We start from the raw sequence: 17,940 nt of genomic DNA, 5'->3' as shown, positions 1-17,940 counted from the left end.
TCCCCGTCTCGAGGAGGAGCCGGCCATGGACGACTCGCTCGGAGCCCTGATCTCCGCGCCGCTGATCCCGCTGCGCCCGGAGCAGCGGTCGGCCCGGTACGCCGACGAGATCGCCCACGCCCGGGCCCTGCACGACGCCGATCCCGACGACTACTGGGCGTGGGTCGCCGAGCAGCACCGCTGGCTGCGGCCGTACGACACGGTGCGCACCGGCGAGCTCGGCGACTTCCGCTACTTCGACGGCGGCCTGATCAACGTCGCGGACAACTGCGTCGACCGGTGGGCCGAGACCGCGCCCGACCGCCCTGCCGTGGTGTGGGAGGGCGAGCCCGGCGACTCCCGCACGCTGACCTACGCCCAGCTCGCCGACGAGGTCTCCCGGCTCGGGGCGGGCCTCACCGCGCTCGGGGTGGGCCGGGGCGACGTCGTCGCGATCTACATGCCGAACCTCGTCGAGGCGTTCACGGCCATCCACGCCTGCAACCGCATCGGCGCGATCTACACCGTGCTGTTCTCCGGCTTCGGGCGGGACGCCGTGGCCTCGCGGCTGGCGTCGGCGCGCGCGAAGGTCGTGGTCGTCGCGGACGCGATCTACCGGCGCGGCAAGCCGGTGCCGCTGCTCGACACCCTGCGCGCGGCGCGGCCGGACGCCCCGACCCTCGAGCACGTCGTGGTGGTGGACCGCACCGGGAACGGGGTGCCGCTGCAGGACGGCGAGACCTCCTACGCCGCGCTGGTCGACGCCCACCCGGAGGGCAGCGAGGTCGCCGCGCTCGACCCGAACGAGCCGGCCTTCCTGATCTTCACCTCCGGCACGGAGTCGCGGCCGAAGGGCGTGGTGCACTCCGTGGGCGGCTTCCTGCTGGGCACCTGGGCGAACGCGCACTGGCAGACCGCGATCACCGACGACGACGTGTACTGGGTGGCCGCGGACGTCGGCTGGCTGACCTTCCCGATCCAGGCGGTGATCGGCGGGCTCGCGAACGGCGCCACGATCGCGTGCTACGAGGGCGCGCTGGACACGCCGTCGACGGCGCGTTTCTACGAGGTGTGCGAGCGCCACGCCGTGACGAAGGTGCTGTGTGCCCCGACCGTGCTGCGCATGCTGCGCAAGTTCGGCGACTCGCTGGCCCACGACCATCCCCTCCCCCGGCTCGCCCTGATCACGGTGCAGGGCGAGCCCCTCGACGGCGAGACGTTCGCATGGACCACCGACACTCTCGGGGTCCCCGTGGTCAACGCCTACGGGCAGACCGAGACCGGCTCGACGTGGACCTACCCGGTGGCGGGCGTCGACGACCTCAAGGCGGGCTCGGCCGGCACCACCCTGCCCGGCCACGCGTGCCGGGTGGTCGACGACGAGGGCCGGCCCGTGCCCGACGGCACGAAGGGCAACCTCGTCATGACGCGGCCCTTCCCCACCCTCGCCCGGACGGTGTGGGACGACCACGAGCGCTACCTCTCGACCTACTTCTCCCGCTTCCCCGGCTGCTACGCGACCAACGACGAGGCCGTGGTCGACGCGGACGGGCACCTGTGGGTCCTGGGCCGCGCCGACGACGTCATCAACGTCGCCGCGCACCGGCTCTCGACGATGGAGATCGAGGCCGTCGTCGGGTCGCACCCCCGCGTGGTCGAGGCGGCGGTCGTCGGGATCCCGGACGACACCAAGGGCACGGTGCCGGTCGCGTTCGTGACCGTCTCCGGGGACGGCCCGGACGTGCGGGAGGAGGTCACGCGGCTCGTCGGCGACACCATCGGCGGGCTCGCCCGGCCCGACCGCGTGATCGTCACCGGCGCGATGCCGAAGACCCGCACCGGCAAGATCATGCGGCGCCTGATGCGCGAGGTGCTCCTCTACGGTGAGACCCGCAGCGACACCTCCGCGCTGGAGGACCCGTCGTCGCTCGAGGTGCTCCGGGAGGCGGTCCGTACGTGAGTGGCCTGTGGTTCGAGGACCTGACCGAGGGCCTCGTCGTCGAGCACGCCACCCGCCGGACGGTCACCGAGACCGACAACGTCCTGTTCACGACGATGACGATGAACCCGGCGCCACTGCACCTCGACCACGACTACGCCTCGCGGACCGAGTTCGGGAAGCCCCTGGTGAACAGCATGTTCACGCTCGCGCTCGTCGTCGGGCTGAGCGTCCCGGAGCTGACGCTGGGCACGATCGTCGCCCAGCTCGGCCTCACCGACGCCGTGTTCCCGGCGCCGGTGTTCCACGGCGACACGGTCCGGGTGTCGACGGAGGTCGTCGAGGCCCGCGAGTCGCGCTCGCGACCCGACGCGGGCATCGTCGTCTTCGCCCACCGCGCGTCCAACCAGCGCGACGAGACCGTCTGCACCGTGCGACGGACGGGCCTGATGCACCGGAGGCCGACCTGATCCCGCGCTCGCTGCTGTTCGTGCCCGGCGACCGTCCGGACATGGTCGCGAAGGCGCCGCGGTCGTCGCCGGACGCGATCGCGGTCGACCTCGAGGACGCCGTCGCGCCCGGGGACAAGGACGAGGCGCGGCGTACCGCGGTGCACGCGGTCGGGGATCTTCCCGACGGCGGGTCGCTCGTCCTGGTCCGGGTCAACCCGCCCGCGACGCCGTGGCACGACGACGACGTCGAGGCGGTCGCGGGGAGCCGGGCCGGGGTGGTGCTCCCGAAGTACGAGGACCCGGCGCAGCTGCGCGACCTGCGCCGCCGGGTCGGCGACGAACGCCCCGTCGTCGTCGGGATCGAGACGGCGCGCGGGGTGGCGCGGGTGCGGGACCTCCTCGACGGCTCGGAGGTGACGGCGGCGTACTTCGGCGCCGAGGACTACATCGCCTCCGTCGGCGGGCGGCGGACGCCGTCGAGCCGCGAGGTGCTGTTCGCCCGCTCCGAGGTGCTGCTCGCGGCGCGGTTGGCGGGGGTCGGGGCGCTGGACCAGGCGGTCGTGGCCGTGCGGGACGGCGAGTTCTTCCGCCGGGACGCGGGCGAGGGCCGCGACCTCGGCTACGACGGCAAGATCTGCATCCACCCGACGCAGGTGACGCTCGCCCACGAGGTGTTCACTCCCTCCGAGGAGGAGGTGGCGCACGCGCGCGACGTCGTCGAGGCCGGCCGCGCCGGGGTCGGCGTGGTCAATGGCGAGATGGTCGACGACGTGCACCTGCGGATGGCGGCGGCCACGCTGCAGCGGGCGGGGGTGGAGGCATGAGGGTCGGGCTGATGCTGCCGCAGACCGCCGACGCGGCCGGGATCCCGACCCTGGCCGCCCGGGCGGAGGAGCTCGGGTTCGACCTGGTCGCGTGCGGCGAGCACGTGCTGTTCGGCAGCCCCACGTCCAACGCGTTCGTCACGCTCGCGGCGGCCGCCGCGGCCACGACCCGCGTCCGGCTGGTGTCCGCGGTGACCCTGCTCCCGCTCTATCCCCCGGTGCTCGCGGCGAAGATGGCCGCGACGCTGGACCGGGTGTCCGGCGGGCGGTTCGAGCTCGGGATCGGCGTCGGCGGCGAGAACCCGGTCGAGTTCGCGGCGAGCGGGGTCCCGGTCCGCGAGCGGGGCCGCCGCACGGACGCGGCGCTGGACACCCTGCGGGCCTACCTGGCCGGGGAGACGGTCGACGTGGACGGTGAGCCGACGAGGCTGGACCCGCTGCCCACCGGCTCCGTGCCGATCTGGGTCGGCGGCCGGTCGGAGGCCGCGATGCGCCGGGCCGGGCGTGCCGGCGAGGTCTGGATGCCGTACCTGTGCAGCCCGGACCGGGTCGCCCGCGGCCTGCGGCTCGCGAACGACGTCGCGGCCGAGCAGGGGCGGCCCCCGGTGACCGGCGGGTTGCTGGCGTGGTCGGCGCTGGCGCCCTCGCGCGCGGAGGCGCGCACCCTCGCCGTCGGGACCCTGGAGCGCATCTACGGGCAGGACATGGACCGGATCGTGGACGCGTGCGTGCCGCACGGGACGGCGCGGGACGTCGTCGCGCGGTTCGGCGAGTACGCGCAGGCCGGGGCGGAGCGGATCCTCTTCGCGCCGCTGTGCGCGGAGGGCGGGCACGCCGCGGCGATCGAGGAGGTCGGCGCCGCGCTGGCGTCGCTGTGACCGGTTGCATGCCCGTACCAGATAGTAGGACTTCCGAGTAACCGGGACCACGGGCGACGGTGGAGGGGTCGACCGCTCCCGACCGTCTCGCGAGGCACCCCTTGGGTTCGATCACCACCGGCCATCCCGCCGCCGTCCTCGGGGTGGGCGCGTACCGGCCCCGCCGCGTCGTGAGCAACGAGGAGGTCTGCGAGCACCTCGAGGTCGACGCGGACTGGGTCCTCGCCCGCTCCGGGATCGCGACCCGCCGGTTCGCCGACGCGGACGAGACGATGGTGGCGATGGCGGACGCGGCGGCCCGCGACGCGCTGACCGCCGCCGGGGTGGCCGCGGGCGAGATCGGTGTGACCCTGGTGGCGACGATGTCGTCGGACGCCGCGTCGCCGCAGGTGGCGACCCGGGTGGCGGCGTCGGTGGGTGCCGTGCGCGGCGCCGCGATGGACCTCGGTGCCGCGTGCGCCGGGTTCTGCTACGCGCTCGAGGTGGCCGCCTCGTTGGTGCGCGCGGGGCACGGGGCGGTCCTCGTGGTCGGCGTCGAGCGGATGAGCGACATCATCGACCCCACCGACCGGTCGACCGCCTTCCTGTTCGGCGACGGCGCGGGCGCGGTGGTGGTCGGCCCGTCCGCGGAACCGGGGATCGGCCCGGCGGCCTGGGGTGCGGACGGGGCGCAGTCCGACCTCATCGTCCAGGCGCCGACCTGGCTCGAGGCCCTGTCGACCGGCGAGCGCCCGGCGCTGCGCATGCAGGGCCCGGCGGTGTTCCGCTGGGCGACCTCGCGCATGGTCCCGCTGGTGTACGAGGCCCTGGAGAAGGCCGACTGCAAGCCCGAGCAGCTCGACGCCTTCGTCCCGCACCAGGCGAACGCGCGGATCACCGACGGGCTGGTCAAGGCGCTGGCGCTGCCCGAGCACGTCGCGGTGGCGCGCGACGTCGCGGTCACCGGGAACACCTCGGCGGCCTCGGTGCCGCTCGCGATGCACGAGCTCCTGACGTCGGGCCGGGCCCGCCCCGGGGACCTCGCACTGCTGTGCGGGTTCGGGGCGGGCCTGACGTTCGCCTCCCAGGTGGTGACGCTCCCCCGGTTCTAACGGTGGCCGGCGATGCCCCGCGGCTCGTAGGTCTCCGACAGCTCGGTGAGCTCGTGGTCGTCGAGCTGCAGGTCGACCGCCGCGACGGCCTCCTCCAGGTGCTTCAGCTTCGTCGCCCCGATGATCGGCGAGTCGACGACCGGCTGGGCCAGCAGCCACGCCAGCGCCACCTGGGCCCGGCTGACCCCGCGCTTGTCGGCGATCTCGGCGACCTTCTCGACGATGTGCCGGTCGGAGTCGCGGTAGAGCGTCTTGCCGAACTCGTCGGTCTCGCCGCGGTTCGTCGTCTCGTCCCAGTCGCGGGTCAGCTTGCCGCGCGCGAGCGGGCTCCACGGGATCGAACCGACGCCCTCGTCGAGGCAGAGCGGGTTCATCTCCCGCTCCTCCTCGCGGTAGAGCAGGTTGTAGTGGTTCTGCATCGTCACGAAGCGCGCCCAGCCGTTCGCGTCCTGCAGGTGCAGCGCCTTCGCGAACTGCCAGGCGAACATCGACGACGCCCCGATGTAGCGCGCCTTGCCCGACTTCACGACGTCGTGGAGCGCCTCGAGGGTCTCCTCCAGCGGCGTCTCGGGGTCGAACCGGTGGATCTGGTAGAGGTCCACGTAGTCCATGCCGAGCCGGCGGAGCGAGGCGTCGATGCCGGTGAGGATCGCCTTGCGCGAGAGCCCGGCGCCGTTGGGCCCGGGGCGCATGCGGTTGAAGACCTTGGTGGCGACGACGATCTCGTCGCGGTCGGCCATCTCGTTGAGCCAGCGGCCGGTGATCTCCTCCGACGTCCCCTGCGAGTAGACGTCGGCGGTGTCGAAGAAGTTGACGCCCGCCTCGAGCGCGGCGGAGAAGAACGGCTTCGCCTCGTCCTCGGGCAGCGCCCACGGCCAGCGGTCGTTCGGCACGCCGTAGCTCATGGTGCCGAGGCAGATGCGCGAGACGTCCAGGCCGGTCGAACCGAGCTTCGTGTACTCCATGATGCCGGTCTACCCGCGCGCCCGAACCGGCGCACCCGCCGTCGGGAAGGCTCCCGTAAACGCACGAACGGGCCGTTCGTCACGGTCTTCCGTGATGAACGGCCCGCTCGTCCGGTGGGAGCTACTCCTTGTGGTGCGACGGCGCCAGCTTGTAGACCTCGCCGGCGATGCCCTCCTGACGCGCCTTGAGCTGCAGCGCCAGGTAGAGCGAGTAGTGCCGCGACTGGTGCAGGTTGCCGCCGTGGAACCACAGGTTCCGCTGCTGGGTGGGCTTCCACATGTTGCGCTGCTCGCCCTCCCACGGTCCCGGGTCCTTCGTGGTGTCGGAGCCGAGGCCCCACACCTTCCCGACCCGCGTGGCCATCTCCTCGCCGATGATGTCCGCCACCGAGGTGATCATCGAGCGGTAGCCGGTGGCCAGGACGACGAGGTCCGCCTCGAGCTCCGTGCCGTCGGTGAGCTTGACGCCGGTCTCGGTGAACTCCTGCACCTGCCCGTTGACGAGCTTCACCTTGCCGTCGGCCACGAGCTGCGCGGCACCGACGTCGATGTAGTAGCCCGACCCGCGGCGCAGGTACTTCATGAACAGCCCGGACTCGTCGTCGCCGAAGTCGAGGTCGAAGCCGGCCTCGCGGAGCTGGTCGTAGAACTCCTGGTCGCGGACCTTCGCCTCGTCGTAGGCGGGCCGCTGGAAGTCGGCCATGATCCGGTAGGGCAGCGAGGCGAACACGAGGTCCGCGGTGCGCGTAGTGATGCCGTTGCGCACGGCCTCCTCGGAGTACAGCCCGCCGAGCGCGAGCTCCATCAGGGTGTCCGACTTGATGATGTGGGTCGACGACCGCTGCACCATCGTGATGTCGGAGCCGGCCTCCCAGGCCGCCCCGCAGATGTCGAACGCGGAGTTGTTCGAGCCGATGACGACGATCTTCTTGTCCTCGTAGCCCGCCGGCCCGGGGTGCTCCGAGGAGTGCTGGATGACGCCGCGGAACTTCTCCATGCCCGGGAACTCGGGCTTGTTCGGCTTGCCGGAGACGCCCATCGCGAAGACGAGCTGGGCCGGCCGGAGCACGACCTCCTCCGGACCGTCGCCGCGGTCGCGGGTGACCTTCACGGTCCAGCGACCCTCGGCCTCGTCGAACTCGGCCGACTCCGCGGAGGTGGAGCCCCAGTAGTTGATCTCCATGACCCGCGTGTACATCTCGAGCCAGTCGCCGAGCTTGTCCTTCGGCGCGAAGACCGGCCAGTTGTCCGGGAACGGGATGTAGGGCAGGTGGTCGTACCAGACCGGGTCGTGCAGGGCCAACGACTTGTACCGCTTGCGCCAGGAGTCGCCGGGCCGCTCGTTGCGCTCCACGATGATCGCGGGGACGCCGAGCTGGCGCAGCCGGGCCGCGAGCGCGATGCCGCCCTGCCCGCCGCCGATGATGACGACCTCCGGCTGGCGGGTGTAGCCCAGCTCCTCGGCCTCGGACTCCCGCGACTCCTTCCACGTCACGCGGTCGGGGTTCGCGCCGTGCTCGGTGCCGAAGGGACGTCGCTCGCGCTGGTTCTCCTCGTGGCCCTTGAGCTCGTCGAGGGTGGTCAGGAGGGTCCAGGCCTTGCCGTCCTTGAGCCGCACGTGACCGGTCCCCCGGCCCACCGCGGTCTCGAAGGTCAGCCACGCCTCGTCGACCCCGTCGGCCGACGTCGGCTCGCCGTCGACGGCGAACCCGGTGGGGTCGATCCGGTCCAGCACCGTCGTCAGCAGGTCGGCGACCTCGTCGGTGCCCTCGACGGTGGCGATGTTCCAGGTGAACGACACGAGGTCGCGCCAGTAGCACTCGTCGGCGAACAGCGACACGGCTGCGCTGACGTCGCGCGCGGACAGGGCGTCCTGGAACGCCGACACCCATGCCTCGACGCGGTCGGCCACCTCGCTCCCGGGGCGATCCAGGGTCTGCGTCACGCCGGCACCTCTTTCTCGTGGAGTGGCTCGTGGAGTGGCTCGTGGAGTGGTGAGGTGACCACGGTCACGGCAGGACCCCGGTACGGGCAAGCGTTGCAGCGTTGTTGCGCGCCCTGTGACCGAAGCGAGCGAGCAGACCCTGGACCTGAAGCGCACTTCAGGTCCTAGCGTCGGCGACGTGACCGACTCACCCACCCGCCGCTGGTGGATCCTCGCCGTCATCGGCGTCGCCCAGCTCATGGTCATCCTCGACAACTCGATCGTGAACATCGCACTGCCGTCCGCCCAGGCCGACCTCGGCTTCTCCGACGCCCAGCGCCAGTGGGTGGTCACGGCCTACGCGCTCGCGTTCGGCAGCCTGCTGCTGCTCGGCGGCCGCCTCTCGGACCTGTTCGGACGCAAGGCGGCCTTCGTCGTCGGGCTGGTCGGGTTCGCGGTCGCGTCCGTGCTCGGCGGCCTCGCCCCCGGTTTCGGGCTGCTCGTCGCGGCGCGCGCCCTCCAGGGCCTGTTCGGGGCGCTGCTGGCGCCCGCCGCGCTGTCGCTGCTGACGACGACGTTCCCCGCCGGCCGCGACCGCGCCCGCGCCTTCGGCGTCTTCTCCGCGCTCGCCGGATCGGGCGCCGCCATCGGCCTGCTGCTCGGCGGGACGCTCACCGAGTACGCCGACTGGCGCTGGTGCATGTACGTCAACGTGGTGTTCGCGGTGGTCGCCCTGGTCGGCGCGCTCGTGCTGATGCCGGCCGCGCCGTCCGGTCGCCGCCCGAAGCTCGACCTCGTCGGCACCGTTCTCGCCTCGGCCGGGCTCTTCGGCGTCGTCTTCGGGTTCGCCACCGCCGAGACCGACGGCTGGGACTCGTGGCCCGTCTACGCTTTCCTGACGGCCGGTGTGGTCCTGCTGGCGGTCTTCGTCGCCGTCCAGCGCGTGCGCGCCGCGCCGCTGCTTCCGCTGCGCGTCCTGCTCGACCGGTTCCGCGGCGGCTCGTACCTGACGATCCTCGTCCTGACGACGGGGATGTTCGGCCTCTCGCTCTTCCTCGCCTACGTGATGCAGACCCAGCTCGGGCTGTCGCCGGTGCTGACCGGGGTGGCGTTCCTCCCGATGGTCGCGTCGATCATGACGGCGTCGACGACCGTCCCCGCGATCGTGCTCCCGCGGGTGGGCCCGAAGCCGCTGATCTTCGCGGGCCTGCTGCTCGGGGCCGGGGCGCTGTTCTGGTTCTCCCACCTCTCGCCCGGGTCGTCGTACCTCGGCAGCGTGCTCGGCCCGCTGATCCTCATGGGCCTGGGCATGGGCACCGCGATGTCCACCTCGATCAACACCGCGACCCTGGGCGTGGACCCGGCGGACGCGGGTGTGGCGTCCGCGACGGTGAACACGATGCAGCAGGTCGGCGGGTCGGTCGGGACGGCGCTGCTCTCCTCGATCGCCGGCACGGCGACCGCATCGGCGCTCGGCGTCGGACTGGCTCCGGCCGCCGCGGCGCTGGCCGGGTACGACCGGGCGTTCCTCGTGGCCTCCGCGATCTTCGTCGTGGCGGCGGTGGTGTGCGGCCTGCTGGTCCCCGCCGGCCGCCCGCACGCGACGGTGGCCGACACGGGGCCGGCGCCGCGGGAGATCGAAGCGGCGTCCGTGACGCCGGGTCTGGCGGGGCGGGTCCTCGACGGCGTGGCCCCGGTCGACGGCACCGTCACGCTCATCGACGCCCTGACCGGCGCCCAGGTCGGCACCACGGCGACCGACGACGGGCACTACCGCCTCGAGGTCCCGCGCGCCGGGGAGTACCTGCTGGTCGTCTCGGCCGCGGGCCGGCACCCGGTCGCCGAGCGCGTCCGCGTGGCGGCGCCGGGCCTGGCGATCGCGCGGGACGTGCGGGCGTGAGCGCCCTTCTCCACTGAACGAGCGGCACTCTCGCGCGCATAGATGCTGCGAGGGTGCCGCTCGTTCGTTCCGGGGGTGGCTACTCCGGGTCGTTCGGGGTGTCCGGGCCGGCGCGGTAGGGCGTGGTGACGCCCTCGTACATCAGGTGCGCGACGAGGCCCTGCTTCGGGTGGGTCAGGTTGTGGCAGTGGTCCATCCAGATGCCGGGGTTGTCGGCGACGAAGGCGATGTCGAACGTCGCGCCGTCGGGCACGTCGAGCGAGTCGATCCACCACGGACTGCCCGTGGACGGCACCCCGTCGCGGGCCAGGACCACCGCGTGGTGGCCGTGCAGGTGCATCGGGTGGACCTCGCCGGAGGAGTTCGAGATGCGCATGCGCACGACGTCGCCCTCGCGCACCTCGTACATCGGGACGTCTGGGTACATCCGGCCGTTGATCGTCCAGTACAGCCCCGGCACCCCGCCGATGAAGCCCGGACGGCGGCCGATCGCGTAGTCGAAGATGCGGTTCGGGGTCGTCGGGTCGAACCGCAGCGGCGCCGGCGTGCCGTAGCTGAGCAGGTCGACCGAGGCCGCGGGTACGGACGACGGAGCACCGCCGCCGCCCACGACCACCGCCGCTCCCCCGAGCTCGATCCGCGCCGGCGCCGTGACCTCCAGGTCCACGCGACCGCCCGCGGTGATCCCGACGGCCGCGCCGGACACCGGCGTGGGTCCGTTCACCTCGGTGCCGTCCACGGCCAGCACCCGGTAGGGCGCGGCGGACCAGGCGCGCATCGGCCCGTCGTCGGTGTTGGTCAGCCGGACCCGCACCGTCTGCCCCGGCGCGGCCGGCACCGCGAGGTCGCCGGGCGTGCCGTTGACGGTGCGCCGCCCGCCGAACAGGTGCACCAGCGCGGTCGCCTCCGGGCCCACGCCCTCCGGCGGCACCACGACCAGCGAGCCGAACAGCCCGCCCTTGACCTGCTCGTCGGCGACCTGGTGCGAGTGGTACCAGTACGTCCCGACCTGCGTGGCCCGGAACCGGTACACGAACTCGCCGCCGGGCAGGACGGCGTCCTGGGTCACGCCGGCGACGCCGTCGTCGCCGTTCGGGACGTCCAGGCCGTGCCAGTGCAGGGTGATCCCCCGCGCCACGTCGGCGTTGACCAGTCGCACCTCCACCACCTGGCCCGCGACCGCGCGGATCTCGGGCCCGGGGGTCTGCCCGTTGAGCGTGTACCGGGACCCGTCGGCGCGGGCCGTGAGCGTGATCCGGGCGTCCGCGGGGGTCTCCGCGGGCAGGCGCAGGGTGTCCACCGACCGGCCCGCCATCCCGGCCATGTCGTGACCGGCCATCCCGGCCGGGCCACCCCCGTCGTCGGGAACGCCCATCTCGGTCACCGACCAGCTCCCCGCCGGGAGGCTGGCCGCCCAGAACCACGCGACGGGCGCCAGGACGGCGAGGGTCGCGAGCAGGGCGACGACCGTGCGACGACGCGGGCGCCGGCCGCGGGGGGCGGCCGGCGCGGCGGGCCGGGTGTCGGTGAGCACGCCTCAGACGAGCGGCGCGGCGTGGGAGCCGGTCGAGGCCGGCTCTGACGCGGCGGCGGTGGCGACGGAGGCCTTGCGGGCGGCCACGAGGGCGACGACCAGCAGGCCGAGCGCCAGGGCGCCGTGCAGCATGCCGAGGGCAGGGATCGAGTGGGCGAAGATGCCCAGGGCCACCTGGATCACGACGAGGCCGAACGCGGCGCCCGCCCAGGCGATCGCACCGGGGAACCGGGCGAAGAACGACGAGATCAGGAACAGCAGCCCGAAGATCGGGACGATCAGCGTGCCGTTCATGCCGTGCACCATGAAGCCGGTGACGCCGTCGAAGACGACGGACTCGCTCTCCATGCCGGCCTTGTCCAGCACTCCCCCGCCCTCGATCCAGGTCGTCAGGCCGAACACGGCCCAGGCGATCGCGGCCGCCTGGACGACGACCTCGAGTGCGAGCAGATAGGCCAGGACGCGGTAGACGGCGCGCATCACGTACCCCCGGGGTCGATCACCTGTGGTGGTGCTCGCGTCCGCATCCGTGAATCTTCAGGACGAGCCACGGGTGCATCCGACGAGTGCAGCTACTCTACGCACACGTTGTGAGCGACGTCCTACTCTTTCCGAGTGAACAGGGCCGAACGACCGACGCGCGCGAGCGACGCCCCTCCGGGCACACCGCGTCACCGGTCGGTACCGTGGAGCCATGGCCGACAGCCTCACCGACACGACCACGGTCCCCGAGCTCGTCGGGCTCGCCGCGGCCGACGCCCACGACACGGCGCTCGATGCTCGCCTGCTGGCCGTCCCGCAGAACGCCCGGCACACGGGAGCGGGCCGCAGCATCATCACCAACCAGCGTCCGAAGGCGGGCGCGGCGGCGACCCCGGGCGACACCATCATGATCTGGGTCGACGACCCGGCCGCCGGCCCGACCGGCGAGGAGGGCCCGGACGACGACGGGTCCGGCGGGGGCGGCGGCGGTTCGCGCCTGCCCGACGGCCCGAAGACCACCCCGACCGCGGGCGCCAAGTAGCCCACCGACTCCCCACAGCCCGGCGGACGACCTCGTCGACCGCCGGGCTGCTCGTGTGCCGGACGTCAGTGGTCGAACTGCACCGCGGAGCGGGCGGCGATCAGCGGCGCGATCTGCTCGGCGATGATCCGCTTGTGCTCCGGGTGGTCGCGGTAGCGCAGGTAGGCGTCCCGGTCGGTGAACGTCGCGGACACCGCGAAGGCCGCGTTGCCCTCGTTCACCCCGATGTCGCTCCCCGCCTGCCAGGACTCGAGCCCGTCGAGCCCCTCCTTGCGGTCGATCCACTCCTGCAGCGCGGCGAGGATGCCTGCGACGGTGTCGGTCGAGGTGCCCTCGACCCAGGTGAAGGTGACGACGTGCGTGACGGCCATGCCGTCAGCCTGCCATCCCCTTCCCGACGGCGGGTGGGGCTGGATCAGCCGCGGGAGCGGGACGCCAGCGGCACGACGCGGGTGCGCGCCTCGGAGTCGTCGGACTCGTCGGGCTCCCCGTCGTGCGTGGGTGGCGCCTCTCGCTCGTCGGGTGACAGCGATGGGCCATCGCTGTCCTCGGGCTCCGGCTCCCCGGCCCCCTCGGCGTCCGTCGTTGCGGCTCCTGTGTCACTGGACGTCAGCATGGCCGCATTGCTGACACGAGGCGGGAGGGCCGACAGCCCCGTGCGCGCGCGGGCGACGACGGCCGGGTCGACGGCGCCGAGGGCCTCGGTGAAGGCGGCGCGGGCGGCGTCGGGGCGGCCGGTCGAGGACTCCAGCGTCCCGAGCTGGCAGGCGGCCTCCGCGGCGAGGGCCGGGTCGCGGGAACGGCGCAGCAGCGCGAGCAGGGCCCGGGCGTCGGCGACGCGGCCCTGGCGCAGGGCGATGTCGGCGAGCACGACCTGCACGCCGAGCTGGTCGGCGGCCCGGTCGAGGTGGCGGCGGGCGCGGTCGAGCCGGTCGTAGCGGTAGAACACGAGCCCGAGACCGCGGTGGGCCGCGCGGGCCTGGTCCTCGTCGCCGACCGCGATGACGAACGCGAACCACTGGGCGGCCTCGCGGTCGCGCTCCAGCCCGGCGAACCCGCGGGCCACGCGCAGGGCGGCCACCGGGCCGAGCGGGTCCGGTTCGAGGTCGGCGACCATCACCGCCGCGAGGCTGTCCAGGCCGGACGCGAGCATGGTGCGGGCGGCGAGGTAGCGGGCGTGGTGGTCGAGGTGGCCCGCGATGCAGGCGACGAGCTCGTCGGAGGGCAGGCGCGCCAGGTCGACCAGCACGCGCGCCGGGGCGAGGTGCCGCTGCCCGCCGCGGACGGTCCGCCGCAGCCACCCCTGCTCGACGAGCCCGGTGACGATCTCGGTGAGGTCCCCGTCCGCGTCGTCCGGACGCAGGGCCGCGAGGACCTCCGGGCCCAGCGCGGTCGGGATGCCGAGCCGGTGCCAGACCGCGACCAGGCGCACCACGTCCCCGGACGGTCCCGCGAACGCCTCCCGGGCGGCCGCCACCGGCGCGACCAGCTCCCCGATCCGACGCCCGGCCAGCCCGGACACCCCGCGGTCGGCGACGAGCTCGTGCGACTCCCGGCCCACGACCTCGGCCGGGGTCACGGGCGCGACGACGACCGGCGCGAAGCGCGAGGCCGCCAGCTCACCGCGCGACAGCGTCGGCAGCCCCCACCGCACCGTGAGCACCAGCCGGACCACGGTCACGCGGCTCCGCCCGTCTCCGCCGGGCTGCGAGCACGCGGCGAGGACGTCGCCGCGGACCTGGTCGAGCAGGGTCAACGGGGCGTCGTCGCACCAGATCAGCGCCGGTCGGGACGGCGAGGCCCGACGGCGGGCCCGCTCGACGACCTCCTCCAGCGATCCCTGGTACGGGTCGTCCAGCTCGACGAACAGGTCGTCGGACCGCGTCCGCCGCACGGCGTGCGCCGCGGTCCGCGTGACCCCGGCGGACGGTGGCCCGGTCACGACGACGACGGGGTGCACCTGCGAGGCGAGCAGCTCGGCCAGCCGGTCGTCGACCGCCCGCGGCAGGTACGACGCGTCGAGCTCGCCGTGCCCGGCGTCGGGGAGCCCGTCGGCCGCGCCGACGCGGACGCCGACGACGAGGGCGCGCGCCGCCCGGCCGAGGGCCGCTGGCGAGTGCCAGGCGCCCTCGCGGGGTCGTCGGTCGGTCGTCGGGGAGGCTCCCACATACGCAGTGTGACGTATCGAGCCCTTTCCGATCACGTTTCGTCACGCTTCCCGCCCCGAACGAGGATCTGTCGCCCCGGCGGCGCGACCGAGGTCGACGGCGGGTGGAGCATTGTCGTCGGGCGTGGGTGACGGGCCGGGGCGACGACGACCCGACGGTCACGCTCCGTGCACCACGCCGGCCAGGGTCCGGGTCAGCGACGCCCGCGAGAAGTGCCGCTCGAGGACCGCCCGACCCCCGACCCGCAGCGCGTCGGCCGTCGCGGGTTCGACCAGGACACGACGGGTCGCGTCCACCCAGTCCTCGACGGACCCGTCGTCGGGAAGCAGAGCCGCGCCCTCGGCGGCGAAGACCCCGGCGAGCTCGCTGGAGCGGGCCGCGACCACGGGCAGGCCCGCCGCGAACGCCTCGATCATCGACATGCCGAACGGCTCGCGCGGCGCCGGGTGCAGCAGGACGTCGCAGCGCGCCATCCACGCGTCGACGCCGTCCCGGTCCAGGCCACCGTGGAACGTCACCGGCAGGCCGGCGGCCGCCACCCGCTCCCGCGCGGCGGCGAGCGCCCCCTCGTCGGCACCGACCACGTGCCCCTCGAGCCCGGGGTGTTCCGGCGCGAGGCGCTCGACGACGTCCAGGAAGCGGTCCAGTCCCTTGCGCGGGTGCAGCCGTGCACAGAACAGCAGGCGTGGCCCGCCGGGGCGCGGACCGGCGTCGACCGCGTCCGGGGACCGGACGGCGTTGTGCACCTCGACGACGTTCGCCCCCGGCACGATGCCGAGGATCTGCTCGCGCTCCGCCGCGCCGAGCACGAACACGGCGTGGGCGTGCCGGATCGCGGGCCGGGTGAAGAGCCGGTCGACCAGGGCGAGCGGCCCGGTCCACGGGCGGCACATGCCGTGGGTCTGCAGGACGTAGGGCACGCGGGCGAGCCGGGCGAGCAACGGGATCCAGATCATCACCAGCCCACGGTTGAAGTGCACGTGCACCAGGTCGAACCGGCGCACCCGGCGGGCCACCCACGCCAGCAGCCCCGGCGACACCGACAGCACGTGCCGGGCCACCGGCGGCGCGAACGCCCGGCGGGAGACGGTGTCGTGACGCGTCCAGCCGGCTCCGGCCGGCCCGCAGCCGACCGTGGTGAGCGTGACGCCCTCGACGCCCTCGTAGGACGCCGAGACGCCGAGCGCCGCGGACACCGGGCCGCCGAAGGCGGGGTCGTAGGTCGGGAGGACCTGCAGCAACGCGGTCACGGGTCAGCCCGCCCACGTGCGCAGCAGGCGGACGTCCGCCCCGCCCGCGCCGTTCTTGTAGAACTGCCAGGCCGGGACGGTGCCGAGGGTGGCGCCGATCGCGGGGTCGGAGACCGTCGCCGACCCGCCGTCGGGAAGGGCGAGGGTGGCGGTGTCGCCGGCGAAGGTGACGTCCGCGGTGTAGGGCGTGGCGCCGTCCTGACGCAGCGGCGAGCCGTAGCCGTCCTGGCGAACGACGCGCAGGGCCCCCTGCTCGACGACGCCGAGGATCCACTGCTGCGCGGTGAGCACCAGGTGGCACTGCGCGGTGACGAACGGGACGCCGGTCCACGCCGCCAGGGTCAGCGCGCCCTGGGGCGATCCGGGGCCGAGGGCGAACGTCGCGCCGATCCGCCGGACCTCCGCGCGCATCTCCTGGGCGAGCGAGGAGGACGACAGCGCCTCGGGCAGCTGCCCCTCCAGCGCCCCCTCCAGGACGGCGGGTGGCGGGGCACTCCCCTCCTGCGCGAGGTGGAACGGCACGCCGTCGTCGCCGACGACCGGGGTGGTGCCGCCGGGCTTGACCGTCCAGTCGGTGTGCAGCCGCACGGGGACCGTCGGGACGGCCGCGGCGGAGGAGCCGCACGCCGCGAGCCCGGCGAGCAGCGGGAGACCGAGCCCCAGGCCGGCCAGGACCCGCCGTCGGGACAGCGCCGTCCTCCCTGGGCCCGTGCTCACCGCGGGCGCCCGGAGCGCGGCACCAGCCGGACGAACGGGTGCGGCCGCGAGCGGCGGGCGATGAGGTCGACCACGACCTCGGCGGTCGTGCGCCGGCGGCGGGTCCGGACGTCGCGGTACGCCTCGTCCTCGTCGGCCGCCGCCGACCACGTCGTCTCCCGGGACATCGTCAGCCCGCGATCGGACGGCCGGGGTACGGCGTCGGGAAGGGGGCCACGTCCGCGGTCGGGCCCTGCAGGTGCGACAGCTCCGCGTCGACCATGATGCGGGCGAGCTCCGGGACGAAGGTGCGCGGACGCCACCCGAGCTCGCGCGCCGCCTTCGACGGGTCGCCGATCAGCGCGTCGACCTCGGTGGGCCGCAGGTAGCGCTCGTCGAACCGCACGTGGCGGGTCCAGTCGAGCCCGACGTGGCCGAAGCAGAGGCGGGCGAAGTCCTCGACGGTGTGCGCGGTCCCCGTGGCGAGCACGTAGTCGTCCGGCTCGTCGGCCTGCAGCATCCGCCACATGCCCTCGACGTACTCCGGCGCGAAGCCCCAGTCGCGGACCGCGTCGAGGTTGCCCAGGTAGACGTGCCGCTCGTGGCCGAGGGCGATGCGGGCGGCAGCGCGGGCGATCTTGCGGGTCACGAACGTCTCGCCGCGGCGCGGGGATTCGTGGTTGAACAGGATCCCGTTCACCGCGTACAGCCCGTGGGCCTCGCGGTAGTTGCGGGTGGTCCAGTAGCCGAACAGTTTCGAGACGCCGTAGGGCGACCGCGGGCTGAACGGCGTCTCCTCGTGCTGGGGCGGCGGGGTGGCGCCGAACATCTCCGAGGACGAGGCCTGGTAGAAGCGCACGTCGAGCCCGATCATGCGGATCGCCTCGAGCAGGCGGACCGTGCCCACGCCCGTGGTGTTCGCGGTGAACTCCGGCTCGTCGAACGAGACGCGCACGTGCGACTGCGCCGCGAGGTGGTAGACCTCGTCGGGCGCGATCTCGGAGAGCAGCGAGATCAGGCGGGAGGAGTCGGTCAGCTCGCCGTAGTGCAGGTGCAGCTTGGCGCCGGGCTCGTGCGGGTCCCGGTAGAGGTGCTCGATGCGGTCGGTGGTGAACGTCGACGCGCGCCGGATCAGGCCGTGCACCTCGTAGCCCTTGGAGAGCAGCAGTTCCGCGAGGTACGACCCGTCCTGACCGGTGATGCCGGTGATGAACGCGGTCTTCGGGCTGGTCGACGAGTTCACTTCGGTGTCCTCCGGAATTGCTGCGATGGTCGAGGGACGGATCGCTCGGCGGGTCATTTCCGCTACCGGCACC

The 17,940-nt window shown here is 73.7% G+C and carries 17 protein-coding genes; 7 read left to right on the top strand and 10 right to left on the bottom strand.

What is annotated here, in order from left to right:
* Positions 1 to 25: 25 nt before the first annotated feature.
* From QRT03_RS24710 to QRT03_RS24690, 5 genes are all read left to right on the top strand, one after another.
* Positions 26 to 1,939 carry an AMP-binding protein gene (locus tag QRT03_RS24710; protein ID WP_286055767.1) on the top strand — a complete coding sequence of 638 codons (1,914 nt, stop codon included), beginning with the start codon at positions 26 to 28 and terminating at the stop codon, positions 1,937 to 1,939.
* Positions 1,936 to 2,388 carry a MaoC family dehydratase gene (locus QRT03_RS24705; RefSeq protein ID WP_286055766.1) on the top strand — a complete coding sequence of 151 codons (453 nt, stop codon included), beginning with the start codon at positions 1,936 to 1,938 and terminating at the stop codon, positions 2,386 to 2,388. Before QRT03_RS24710 ends, QRT03_RS24705 begins: the two co-directional genes overlap by 4 nt.
* Complete coding sequence (locus QRT03_RS24700; RefSeq protein ID WP_345783284.1) at positions 2,343 to 3,194, top strand: HpcH/HpaI aldolase/citrate lyase family protein; 852 nt, start codon at positions 2,343 to 2,345, stop codon at positions 3,192 to 3,194. Before QRT03_RS24705 ends, QRT03_RS24700 begins: the two co-directional genes overlap by 46 nt.
* Positions 3,191 to 4,072 (top strand): LLM class flavin-dependent oxidoreductase, encoded by an 882-nt coding sequence (locus QRT03_RS24695; RefSeq protein ID WP_286055765.1) that lies wholly within the window; start codon positions 3,191 to 3,193, stop codon positions 4,070 to 4,072. The genes QRT03_RS24700 and QRT03_RS24695 overlap by 4 nt, the downstream gene beginning before the upstream one ends.
* Positions 4,073 to 4,173: 101 nt before the next feature.
* On the top strand, positions 4,174 to 5,163 hold the full coding sequence (locus QRT03_RS24690) for a beta-ketoacyl-ACP synthase 3 (RefSeq protein WP_286055764.1): 990 nt from the start codon (positions 4,174 to 4,176) through the stop codon (positions 5,161 to 5,163).
* On the opposite strand, the gene QRT03_RS24685 is transcribed toward QRT03_RS24690, so the two are convergent.
* Together QRT03_RS24685 and QRT03_RS24680 are read right to left on the bottom strand one after the other, a co-directional pair.
* Complete coding sequence (locus tag QRT03_RS24685) at positions 5,160 to 6,128, bottom strand: aldo/keto reductase (protein ID WP_286055763.1); 969 nt, start codon at positions 6,126 to 6,128, stop codon at positions 5,160 to 5,162. The two genes, QRT03_RS24690 and QRT03_RS24685, sit on opposite strands and share 4 nt — an antisense overlap.
* A 121-nt stretch (positions 6,129 to 6,249) precedes the next feature.
* The gene (locus QRT03_RS24680) at positions 6,250 to 8,073 is read right to left on the bottom strand and encodes an NAD(P)/FAD-dependent oxidoreductase (protein ID WP_286055762.1); all 1,824 of its coding nucleotides are present in this window, start codon (positions 8,071 to 8,073) and stop codon (positions 6,250 to 6,252) included.
* A 178-nt stretch (positions 8,074 to 8,251) separates the two neighbouring features.
* On the opposite strand from QRT03_RS24680, the gene QRT03_RS24675 reads away from it, so the two are divergent.
* Positions 8,252 to 9,952: an MFS transporter gene (locus QRT03_RS24675; protein WP_345783282.1), complete on the top strand. Its 1,701-nt coding sequence runs from the start codon at positions 8,252 to 8,254 to the stop codon at positions 9,950 to 9,952.
* A gap of 79 nt (positions 9,953 to 10,031) precedes the next feature.
* On the opposite strand, the gene QRT03_RS24670 is transcribed toward QRT03_RS24675, so the two are convergent.
* Positions 10,032 to 11,486, bottom strand: coding sequence for a multicopper oxidase family protein (locus QRT03_RS24670; protein WP_286055761.1), 1,455 nt, complete (start codon positions 11,484 to 11,486; stop codon positions 10,032 to 10,034).
* A 3-nt stretch (positions 11,487 to 11,489) separates the two neighbouring features.
* A complete protein-coding gene (locus QRT03_RS24665) occupies positions 11,490 to 11,966 on the bottom strand; it encodes a hypothetical protein (protein WP_286055760.1) in 477 nt (158 codons plus the stop codon).
* A 214-nt stretch (positions 11,967 to 12,180) separates the two neighbouring features.
* On the opposite strand from QRT03_RS24665, the gene QRT03_RS24660 reads away from it, so the two are divergent.
* Positions 12,181 to 12,510, top strand: a complete 330-nt coding sequence (locus QRT03_RS24660; protein ID WP_286055759.1) for a PASTA domain-containing protein — start codon at positions 12,181 to 12,183, stop codon at positions 12,508 to 12,510.
* Positions 12,511 to 12,575: 65 nt separating this feature from the next.
* Here the strand turns inward: QRT03_RS24660 and QRT03_RS24655 are convergent, their stop codons facing one another.
* From QRT03_RS24655 to gmd, 6 genes are all read right to left on the bottom strand, one after another.
* Positions 12,576 to 12,881: a Dabb family protein gene (locus tag QRT03_RS24655; RefSeq protein ID WP_286055758.1), complete on the bottom strand. Its 306-nt coding sequence runs from the start codon at positions 12,879 to 12,881 to the stop codon at positions 12,576 to 12,578.
* Between the two features lie 44 nt (positions 12,882 to 12,925).
* Positions 12,926 to 14,677 (bottom strand): tetratricopeptide repeat protein, encoded by a 1,752-nt coding sequence (locus tag QRT03_RS24650; RefSeq protein ID WP_286055757.1) that lies wholly within the window; start codon positions 14,675 to 14,677, stop codon positions 12,926 to 12,928.
* Positions 14,678 to 14,836: 159 nt separating this feature from the next.
* Entirely contained in the window at positions 14,837 to 15,928 is a 1,092-nt protein-coding gene (locus QRT03_RS24645) for a glycosyltransferase family 4 protein (RefSeq protein ID WP_286055756.1), read from the bottom strand.
* Positions 15,929 to 15,931: 3 nt separating this feature from the next.
* Entirely contained in the window at positions 15,932 to 16,645 is a 714-nt protein-coding gene (locus tag QRT03_RS24640; RefSeq protein WP_286055755.1) for a hypothetical protein, read from the bottom strand.
* Positions 16,642 to 16,812 carry a hypothetical protein gene (locus tag QRT03_RS24635; protein ID WP_286055754.1) on the bottom strand — a complete coding sequence of 57 codons (171 nt, stop codon included), beginning with the start codon at positions 16,810 to 16,812 and terminating at the stop codon, positions 16,642 to 16,644. Before QRT03_RS24635 ends, QRT03_RS24640 begins: the two co-directional genes overlap by 4 nt.
* A 2-nt stretch (positions 16,813 to 16,814) precedes the next feature.
* Positions 16,815 to 17,867, bottom strand: a complete 1,053-nt coding sequence (gene gmd / locus QRT03_RS24630) for a GDP-mannose 4,6-dehydratase (protein WP_286055753.1) — start codon at positions 17,865 to 17,867, stop codon at positions 16,815 to 16,817.
* Positions 17,868 to 17,940 lie beyond the last annotated feature (73 nt).

The sequence above is a fragment of the Actinomycetospora termitidis genome (genome assembly GCF_030286555.1).
Classification (GTDB): domain Bacteria; phylum Actinomycetota; class Actinomycetes; order Mycobacteriales; family Pseudonocardiaceae; genus Actinomycetospora; species Actinomycetospora termitidis.
Note: the sequence above shows the minus strand (reverse complement) of the source record. Positions and strands in the feature narration are given on the sequence as shown.

What these genes read in the sequence shown, in the direction of transcription:
- QRT03_RS24685 (WP_286055763.1), bottom strand. Translation starts at nt 6,128, where the DNA reads ATGGAGTACACGAAGCTCGGTTCGACCGGCCTGGACGTCTCGCGCATC.
- QRT03_RS24710 (WP_286055767.1), top strand. Translation starts at nt 26, where the DNA reads ATGGACGACTCGCTCGGAGCCCTGATCTCCGCGCCGCTGATCCCGCTG.
- QRT03_RS24655 (WP_286055758.1), bottom strand. Translation starts at nt 12,881, where the DNA reads ATGGCCGTCACGCACGTCGTCACCTTCACCTGGGTCGAGGGCACCTCG.
- QRT03_RS24695 (WP_286055765.1), top strand. Translation starts at nt 3,191, where the DNA reads ATGAGGGTCGGGCTGATGCTGCCGCAGACCGCCGACGCGGCCGGGATC.
- QRT03_RS24660 (WP_286055759.1), top strand. Translation starts at nt 12,181, where the DNA reads ATGGCCGACAGCCTCACCGACACGACCACGGTCCCCGAGCTCGTCGGG.
- QRT03_RS24665 (WP_286055760.1), bottom strand. Translation starts at nt 11,966, where the DNA reads ATGCGCGCCGTCTACCGCGTCCTGGCCTATCTGCTCGCACTCGAGGTC.
- QRT03_RS24635 (WP_286055754.1), bottom strand. Translation starts at nt 16,812, where the DNA reads ATGTCCCGGGAGACGACGTGGTCGGCGGCGGCCGACGAGGACGAGGCG.